Source organism: Actinomyces sp. oral taxon 849 str. F0330 (genome assembly GCF_000239715.1).
GTDB classification, from domain to species: domain Bacteria; phylum Actinomycetota; class Actinomycetes; order Actinomycetales; family Actinomycetaceae; genus Actinomyces; species Actinomyces johnsonii.
In genome coordinates this window covers 65,274-73,432 of sequence record NZ_JH470357.1, presented here as the reverse complement: position 1 = coordinate 73,432, position 8,159 = coordinate 65,274, and the positions used below count along the sequence as shown (strand labels likewise).

Below are 8,159 nucleotides of genomic sequence, written 5' to 3'. Positions count from 1 at the left end.
GAGTCGCCGGCGTCGTCGGAGTCGGGCTCGGCGTTGTCGGGAGCCAGCGGACGGTAGCGGATCTCGACGGGATAGGTGCGTCCGGAGACCTCGATGATCGGGGCGGGAACGGTGAAGGGCTGTCCTCGGTCGCCGATGATCTCGCGGCCGAAGTGCTCGGCGAAGCGCTCAGAGTCAATGGTGGCCGAGGTGATGATGACCTTGAGGTCCGGGCGCCGGGGCAGCAGGCGCGCCAGGTAGCCCAGGATGAAGTCGATGTTGAGGCTGCGCTCGTGGGCCTCGTCCACGATGATCGTGTCGTAGCGGCGCAGCTGGGGGTCGGACTGGATCTCCGCCAGGAGGATGCCGTCGGTCATGAGCTTGACCAGGGTGTTCTCGCCGACCTCCTCGGTGAAGCGCACCTGGTAGCCGACGACGCCGCCCGGCCCGATCGGGGTGCCCAGCTCGGAGGCGATGCGCTCGGCCACGCTGCGCGCGGCGATGCGCCGCGGCTGGGTGTGGCCGATCATCCCGGTCACGCCCCGGCCCAGCTCCAGGCAGATCTTGGGCAGCTGGGTGGTCTTGCCGCTACCGGTCTCACCGGCGACGATGACGACCTGGTGCTCGCCGATGGCGGCGGCGATCTCCTCGCGGCGGGCCGAGACCGGCAACTCCTCGGGGTAGACGATGACCGGGACGGCGGCGGCGCGGGCGGCGAGCTGCTCGGGGGAGTAGCCCTTCCAGGCGCTCCGGCGTCGGCCAGTGCCCTTGCCGGTACGCCGGCTCTGGCGACTGCGGCCGTGCGGGGTGCGCCTGCCCTGTTCGCCCCGCGTATCGCCGCCCTGTGCGCCGTCGGTGCTGCTAGTGTCGCGCCCACGGGGTCGTATATCGCTCTGTCCGGTAGCTGGCTCATGGCCCTGCCGGCTGCTGTGCCGGTTGGCCTGATCGCCGTTGTGACCCCGGTTCCGGTCCTCGCCCTGTTCCATAGGTTCCCTATTGTCCCCTATACGCGCGCCGGCGCCTCCCCGGGCCGCTGATAGCGCAGGACGGCGCGGCGACACCGCCGGTCCGCCGGTCGCTCAGCGCAGACGACGGCGGGCCCACTCCAGGCTCAGGCGGGCGACCTCCTCCTGGGCCTGCTCCAGGTTCTCGGCGTGGACCTGCACCATCTGGCTGGAGTCGGGCAGCAGCGGGAAGCCTTCGGCCGTGGCCTCGGCGGTGTCCGGCAGCTCGTTGGACAGTACCCCGTGCACCATGAGCACCGGCCAGGGCAGATCCGCCAGTGTGCGCTCCGGCTCCTGCATGGAGAAGTCCGCCAGTGTCTCCTTGGACAGGACGTTCCACTCACGCGAGTTGGGGTTGTCGTCCACCAGTCGTGTCAACCCGTGCTGGGCCAGTTCATCGAGCTGCTCGGGGGAGAAAACTTCCTCCCACAGGATCGACTGCGGGCCCACGATGGCGCCCACGAGTACGGCCGTGCGCACCTGCTCGGGCCGGGCCAGGAGTGCGGCCGTCGCCCCGAAGCCGTTGGCGTGAATCATCTGCCGGGTGAAGCCCAGGCCGGCCAACCAGCTGGAGGCTGCGCGCAGGTCCTCGGCTTCTCCTGCCAGGGTGATGACGTCGTCGTCGGACTCTCCCAGGCCGGAGAAGTCCAGGCTGAGCGTGGCCAGGCCCGCCTCGCGGTAGCGGGCGCCGATCCGGTCCAGGCGGCCGTTCTGGCCGTGGCGGTCGGTGAGGAAGTCGTGCGCCAGCAGGACCACGCCCTCGGCCCTTGCCTGCGGGGGTTGGGCGTCGTCGGGCGTCGTGGAAACCTCCAGATCGATCGGAGCGGCCCCGGCGGGCAGGAGAAGGGTGCCGGCCAGAGTGATCCCGCGAGGGGTGCCGATACGGACGTCGCTCATGGGGTCAACCTAAGACAGAAAATAGGGACGGTCATGGGGCTCATGGGGGGAGTTGTCCCGATTGCGCTTCCAGCGTGAAGGTGGCGTCTGGGCCGCCATCCGCACCGGGGACTGTGGGTATCCACGAACTGTGAGGATTTTACGATGGTGGATGACGGGCTGTGGAAAGCGGGCGATCGGAGAGGAGGCGAGGACGGACACTGGGGCCCGCACTGGATCGTGCGGGGCTGTCCCCTTCGCTCAGTGCGGGGGACGGGGAGCACTCGCCGAGAGGCACGGCTGCCGGCTGGGCCTCTCGGCGTTGCCCTGGCGCTACTCGGGCAGCGGAACCGTGCGAACCGCCTCGACGGCGCGTCGCACCAGGGCCTCGTCGGTGCGCTGGGGCTCATCGGGGGTCATGCCCTCGCGCGGGCAACGCATGTGGACCTCGCGCACGCCCGTGGACTCCACTAGGTCGACCAGGCCATGGGGGCGCACGGCCCCGGCCGCGACGACGGTCGGCCCGCCGCTGGCCACCAGCCCGGCGATCACGGAGGCGCCGTCGGCCGCAGTCTGCGCCGCGCCACTGGTCAGGACGTAGCGCACGCCAAGCCCCTCCAGATCCCCGTAGGCCTCGACGGTGTCGCGGCACTGGTCGAAGGCCCTGTGGAACGTGACCGGGGCGCCATTGGCCATATCGACCAGCAGGCGCACCAGGCCGCGGTCGATCGTGCCGTCCTCGGTCAGGGCGCCGACGACGAAGCCCAGGTCCACAGCCGGCGGCAGCTGGCCGCGCCCACCGCCCGTGGCCTGGGGGCGGGTGAACTCGGCCATCTCCAGAGCCAGGGAGGCGATGCGCCGCACATCGGCGATCATGGCCCGGCCCTCATCAGCGTCGTAGACGAAGGAACCGCCACGGGGGCGGATGATGACCCTCAGACCGAAGGGGGCGGCGGCGTCGGCCTTGTCCGCCCAGTAGGGGCCGGCCTGTGCCCGGCGCTGCTCGACCTGCTCGGCGGCGGCGAAGATGGCCGCCTCGATGGTCCCGATCGAGGGCGTGGTGCCGGCGGCCGTGAGGTTGTCGCACAGCTCGGCGCGATCGGCCCCGGCCCGAGCGGAGATCCGCACGCCCTCGATGTCCTCCACACAGGTCTCCAGGACGATGTGGTCCGGGTGGCGCCAGGCGGGTGCGGGAGCGGTGATCGTGTGCTGGCGCAGCGACGGTGCTGAGCTAGTGAGCCTCATTGCGTTCATGGGGCCGAGTCTGACATGTCCTGACGTTGATGAAAACCGGGTAGATGTCAGATGTCCTCGAGGTCCTCGTAGGATTTGGGATCCTCGATCGGCTCCAGGTGCGCCGAGATGCGCAGGCTGGCGTCGGCGTCAACCAGCTCGTCGATGACCTGCTCAGTGAAGTCGTGCCCCTTCTTGACACTCCAGGCCGCGGGAACCAGCACGTGCAGCTCCATGAATCGCCGGTTCCCGGCCTCGCGCACCCGCACGGCGTGAAAATCGATCATGCCCGCTTGGCGATGGCGCGCCAGGACCCGCTCGACGGTCTGGAGTACCTCGGTGGACGGGGCGATGTCCATCAGCCCGCCCACCGAGTCGCGGATGAGCGTGAAGCCGGTCCACATGATGTTGAGCCCGGCGCCCAGGGCGACGACGGCATCGAGCACGGCCGAGTCGAAGACCGCTACCAGCGCCACCCCAACCAGGACCGCCGCGGAGGTGACGACGTCGGTGGCCAGGTGCTTGGCGTCGGCCACCAGGGTCACGGAGCGCTCGCGGCGCCCGGCCCGGTAAAGCATCCAGGCCACCGCACCATTGAGGAGCGAGGCCACCACCGAGACCGCCAGGCCCAGCCCCAGCTGCTCGGGCATCTGCGGGTCGATGAGGCGGCCGATGGCGGAGATGATGATGAAGGCGGCCGCCACGAAGATCATGACGCCCTCGACGACGGCCGAGAAGTACTCGGCCTTGGAATGGCCGAACTGGTGATCGGCGTCGGCGGGCTTGACCGCGATCTTCAGCACGATGAGCGCCACGACCGCGGCCACCAGGTTGACCATCGACTCGGCGGCATCGGAGAGCAGGCCCACCGAGCCGGTCACCCAGGCCGCGGCACCCTTGAGCGCGATGGTGCCCAGGGCGGCGCCGATGGAGAGCCACGCGTAGGAACTGAGGTCCTTGGGGGGTGCGTATCGTGAGGACACCCCTCGATCATGGCGCGGGCCGCTGCGCCCTGACCAGCCGAGGTTTCGCATCGCCGCAATGCGCGAGTGGCCGGCGCCGGAGCTCGCGGACCGCTGTGGGTTAAGGTGGCGACGGGCGCCGCCCGGACAACACCGGGACGACGCAACGCAGGAAGCAGGAACCACGACATCAGCGAAAGGCGGGAGGATCGGGGTGCTGGACGTCTCCTCCCTCGCGCTGCACATGCCGGCCTCCCTCACCGACACCTTCCGGATCCTCGACCTGTGCGGCGTACTGCTCAACGGAATCCTGGGCGGGCTCATCGCCCGACGCAAGAACTTCGATCTGGTGGGCTTCGTTGTCCTGGCCATGCTCACCGCCACCGCCGGCGGCATCCTGCGCGACGTCATGATCCAGGCGGGTCCGCCCTTCGCCCTGACCGACCCCTACTACCTCTACACCGCCTGCCTGGGCGCCACGGTCGCCTGGTTCGTGCCCCTGACCTCGCGTCCCACCCGGCGCCTGCTCGTGGTGGCCGACGCCGTCATCCTGGGCTGTTGGGCGGCGACCGGCGCATCGAAGGCCCTCACCCACGGGCTCGGTGTCATGCCGGCGCTCCTGCTGGGCTGCCTCACGGCGATCGGGGGATCCATGATCCGCGACGTCGCCGTGGGGGAGACCCCGGCGGTCTTCGGCGGCAACAAGCTCTACGCGATCCCGGCGCTCATCGCCGCCGGTACCCAGGTCCTGGCCGTGCGGATGGGGGCGGCCGACGCGCACGCCATGCTGGTGTCCACCGCCGTCGGGGCCGGCCTATGCGTACTCGCCTACTGGCGCTCCTGGCAACTGCCGGTCATCTCCGATCGGGAACGGCGTCGGGCCGGGCGGCGGACTGGACCGGGGGCGCTGGTCGGCTGGCGCCGAGCGCTCATGATGGGGCCGCTCAAGGCCCCCGCCTGGCGTGGTCGCGGGGGACGGGCGACAGACAGCAGTACGCCGTCGGAACAGTCCGAACAGTCCGAGCAGGGGTAGGGGGCGTCAGAGGCCCTGACTGGCCTCGTTGACCGGACGCAGGCTGGCCTCGCCAGCGTCGACGGGCTGGGACTGGCCAGCGCTCTTAGCCGATGGCGTCCCGAAGAGCCGCTCCTTGACGGCATCGGCGACCTTCTCGGTGACGGCCTCGCCCTGGCTGCGCACGGCCTGCTTGACGTGGCTAGAGGCGGCGTCGACCCGGGTGCGCACGAAGGGCTGCTCGGCGACCCTCGAGGCGGCGGACTTGATGCGCTCGTACTGGGCGCGCCCCGCGCGGGTCCCGAGCACGTATCCCGCGCCGAGTCCGAGGATGAAGGGGATCTTGCCGGCCATATCTGTCTCCTGAGCTTGAGGGAAGCGCTGGTTGATGCCTCATCACCATACCGGCCGCGAACCGGCCGGGTCTCCGTGAGGACTCCCCATCGGCGGCATGATCGCCCACAGCGTCACGTGTGGCGCGATGCCCGGCGCTGCGGTCGCCCCTCACCGGGCTCCGAGGGATCGCTCCTACGGGGGCGCTGAGAATCACATGGCCGCCGGTGAGGAGTCGTCAGCGGTTTCAGCGGGGTTCGCACTGTTGGAGCCGTAGGCGCCCGGCTGGGAGCTGATCAGGCCGTCGGGTGAGACGGTCGTGATGTAGGAGCGCCCGCCCAGGGCGACGCCGAGTGCCACCAGCAGGGCGGTCCCCATGAGGGTCGCCACCTGCAGTACGTTCAGGTCGGCCAGGATCGCGTGACGCCGGAGCGAGGCGGCGGTCGAGGAAGCCGGGGCGATCGTGCGGACGCTTGCCGGAACGGTCGAGGAGTTCTTGGAGAAGTCTTTGGAGAAGAAGGGGGACATGTGTTTCCTCCTGTTGAAGCGGGGATGGGAATGGGGGCGTCCGCCCCCTGGTGGAAACAGGTAACTGCGGTGACCTGTCGGCCTCGTAGGGCAAACCTGTGGCATCCCTGTGAACGAATGACTGCGCTGGCTGAGCCGCGTGCTGCCGGGGATCGATGGCGGGTGAGCGGGCGACGTGAGACATGCCGCACCGCTGAGGGGCTCGCGTTCGTACCCTACGGCCCCGGTTTGAGCTCCCGGAGCAGAAAGCGGCCCGTGAGGCACGGCCGCGAGACGTTCGGCGATCGTCAGCTGTTGGAAGGGGCGTCAGCGGTGCGGCGAGGTCTCCAACAGCTCGCGGGGCAGGAGCCGGGCCAGCTCGTATCCGTCGGCTCCGACGACGACGGGGACGTCGGCCTCGGCCAGGGTGCGTGCCTCGGGCCCGATGCCCATGGGATGCGCGGTCAGCCCGCCGGCGAGCACCTGCTGGGTGGCGGTCAGACGGCGGATGGCGACGGCGGCGATGCGGTCGGCGTGGTGGCGGGCGGCCTCGCCGTAGATGTGCGGGTCGTGCTGGCCATCGTCGCCGAAGAGGATCCAGGTGATCTGGGGCAGATCGATCATGAGTCGGCGCAGCTCGGTGCGCTTGTGCTCGATCCCCGAGCGGAACCAGCCGGTGTTGGTCGGGCCCCAGTCGGTCATGAGTGCGGGCCCCGAGGGGAAGCCATGGCGGGAGAGGAAGGAGCGCAGCGTCGGTACCACGTTCCATGCGCCGGTGGACAGGTACATCATCGGGGTTCCCGGGTGCGCGGCTTGGATACGCGAGTAGAGCTCGGCCATGCCAGGGACGGGCTCCCGCGCCGAGGAGTACTTGATGAGCTGGTTCCAGGCGGCCACGAGCACCCGGGGCACGTGCGTGATCATGGCGGTGTCGTCGATGTCGGAGATGATGCCCAGGCGCGGCCCCTCGGGGATGATGAGGACCTTGGCGGCGACCGCCTCGGCCCCGGCCGCCGCGATCCTCGCCTCGTGCCAGCCCGGCTCCAGCCCGTGATCGCGCACGACGACGTCGATGTAGCCGCTGCGGTCGGCCCTGGTGCGCACGCTGGCCCGGCCCACGTGAACGGTCACCGGCAGGAAGGCCGCCGGTACCTCGATGAACAGGCGCCAGCCGCGCTGGGCATCGAGCAGACTGGTCAGGGCGAAGTCGCGGGCCTGGGCGGGACTGGCCGGTAGGGAGGCAGGCAGGGAACGGAACAGAGGGCCCTCGGCCGGGGCGTCCTGGGGGCGCATCACCATACGGGCCAGGACCCGAGCCATGGAGATCGGGGGAGAGATCTTGGGGCGGGCCGCCTGGGAATCGGGGGCGGTATCCGGGCGGCCGTCGATCCTGGGCCGGGGTGGGGCCTGCCAGCGGCGTCGCTCCGATGACGGATCCGCAAGACTCGAAGGCGCCGACTCGGCCGGCGCGCTGGTGCCGTAGCCGTCATAGGGGATGACGCGGGGGCGCCAGCCCTGGCGCTTGAGGACGGGGATGGAATCGCGGTGGAACTGGTCCTCGACGGCGCGGGCGATGTCGGAGAGGGGCACTCCCCGATCCTAGTTGACGGGCCGAATCCGGGTGTCGAAGTGGAGGAGGGCGATGAGAGTCGGCGAGGGCCGCGATCGGGAAGACACCCTTGCCATGAGGGTGAAGATGCCCGCGGGCTACCGGTCCCGGCCCTCAGCGGCGCGAGACCGCCGGCCGGAGGCCCACCACAGGGCGCCCCCGCAGCCCAGCGCCCACCAGGTGTAGCTCGAGCCGACGACCTTGGCCCAGAACGGCCAGTTCTGCTCGACGTGGTTCTGCTCGGGGAACCACCACTGCATCGACAGAACGAAGACAAGGACCCCGGCGATGGAGGCCAGACCGAGCGCGGTCGAGCGCCAGCGCCAGGACGCCACCCCCACCGACATGAGCGCAGGCAGGCACCACACCCAGTGGTGCGACCAGGAAATGGGGGAGACGAGCAGGCCCAGCACCATGACGACGCCGACCTGGAGAGTCAGGACCAGGCCGGCCTCGTCGTCGGCGTCGTCGGAGGTGACCTGCAACCGGCCCAGGCGACGGCACAGGAACCAGGCTGCGGCCACCGCCAGCAGGGAGCAGGCCGCCCAGGTCGGGTTCCAAGCCGACTCCGGCAGCCCCCGGGCGATCGCGCCCTTGAGGTTCTGGTTGCCCGAGTAGTCGGCGAAACCGGCGCGCCCCGGATC

At 70.3% G+C, this 8,159-nt stretch carries 8 protein-coding genes and 1 pseudogene; 1 reads left to right on the top strand and 8 read right to left on the bottom strand.

What is annotated here, in order from left to right:
• The 4 genes from HMPREF0975_RS16280 to HMPREF0975_RS11865 form a co-directional block, all read right to left on the bottom strand.
• Positions 1-965: DEAD/DEAH box helicase (locus HMPREF0975_RS16280; protein WP_009234431.1), on the bottom strand; the 965-nt coding region annotated here is incomplete at its 3' end.
• A 93-nt stretch (positions 966-1,058) separates the two neighbouring features.
• Entirely contained in the window at positions 1,059-1,880 is an 822-nt protein-coding gene (locus HMPREF0975_RS11875; RefSeq protein ID WP_009234430.1) for an alpha/beta hydrolase family protein, read from the bottom strand.
• Between the two features lie 312 nt (positions 1,881-2,192).
• Positions 2,193-3,104 carry a copper homeostasis protein CutC gene (locus tag HMPREF0975_RS11870; RefSeq protein WP_196800823.1) on the bottom strand — a complete coding sequence of 304 codons (912 nt, stop codon included), beginning with the start codon at positions 3,102-3,104 and terminating at the stop codon, positions 2,193-2,195.
• Positions 3,105-3,160: 56 nt separating this feature from the next.
• Positions 3,161-4,075, bottom strand: a complete 915-nt coding sequence (locus HMPREF0975_RS11865) for a cation diffusion facilitator family transporter (protein WP_021606605.1) — start codon at positions 4,073-4,075, stop codon at positions 3,161-3,163.
• Between the two features lie 223 nt (positions 4,076-4,298).
• Here HMPREF0975_RS11865 and HMPREF0975_RS11860 point away from each other — a divergent pair, with 223 nt between their 5' ends.
• Positions 4,299-5,087, top strand: a complete 789-nt coding sequence (locus HMPREF0975_RS11860; RefSeq protein WP_034472701.1) for a trimeric intracellular cation channel family protein — start codon at positions 4,299-4,301, stop codon at positions 5,085-5,087.
• Positions 5,088-5,093: 6 nt separating this feature from the next.
• Here HMPREF0975_RS11860 and HMPREF0975_RS11855 read toward each other — a convergent pair whose 3' ends face one another.
• From HMPREF0975_RS11855 to HMPREF0975_RS11840, 4 genes and pseudogenes are all read right to left on the bottom strand, one after another.
• Positions 5,094-5,420 (bottom strand): hypothetical protein, encoded by a 327-nt coding sequence (locus HMPREF0975_RS11855; protein ID WP_009234426.1) that lies wholly within the window; start codon positions 5,418-5,420, stop codon positions 5,094-5,096.
• Between the two features lie 192 nt (positions 5,421-5,612).
• The gene (locus tag HMPREF0975_RS11850) at positions 5,613-5,927 is read right to left on the bottom strand and encodes a hypothetical protein (RefSeq protein ID WP_009234425.1); all 315 of its coding nucleotides are present in this window, start codon (positions 5,925-5,927) and stop codon (positions 5,613-5,615) included.
• 306 nt (positions 5,928-6,233) lie between these two features.
• A complete protein-coding gene (locus HMPREF0975_RS11845; protein ID WP_009234424.1) occupies positions 6,234-7,496 on the bottom strand; it encodes an App1 family protein in 1,263 nt (420 codons plus the stop codon).
• 117 nt (positions 7,497-7,613) lie between these two features.
• Positions 7,614-8,159: pseudogene (locus HMPREF0975_RS11840) on the bottom strand (glycosyltransferase 87 family protein); the annotation flags it as partial.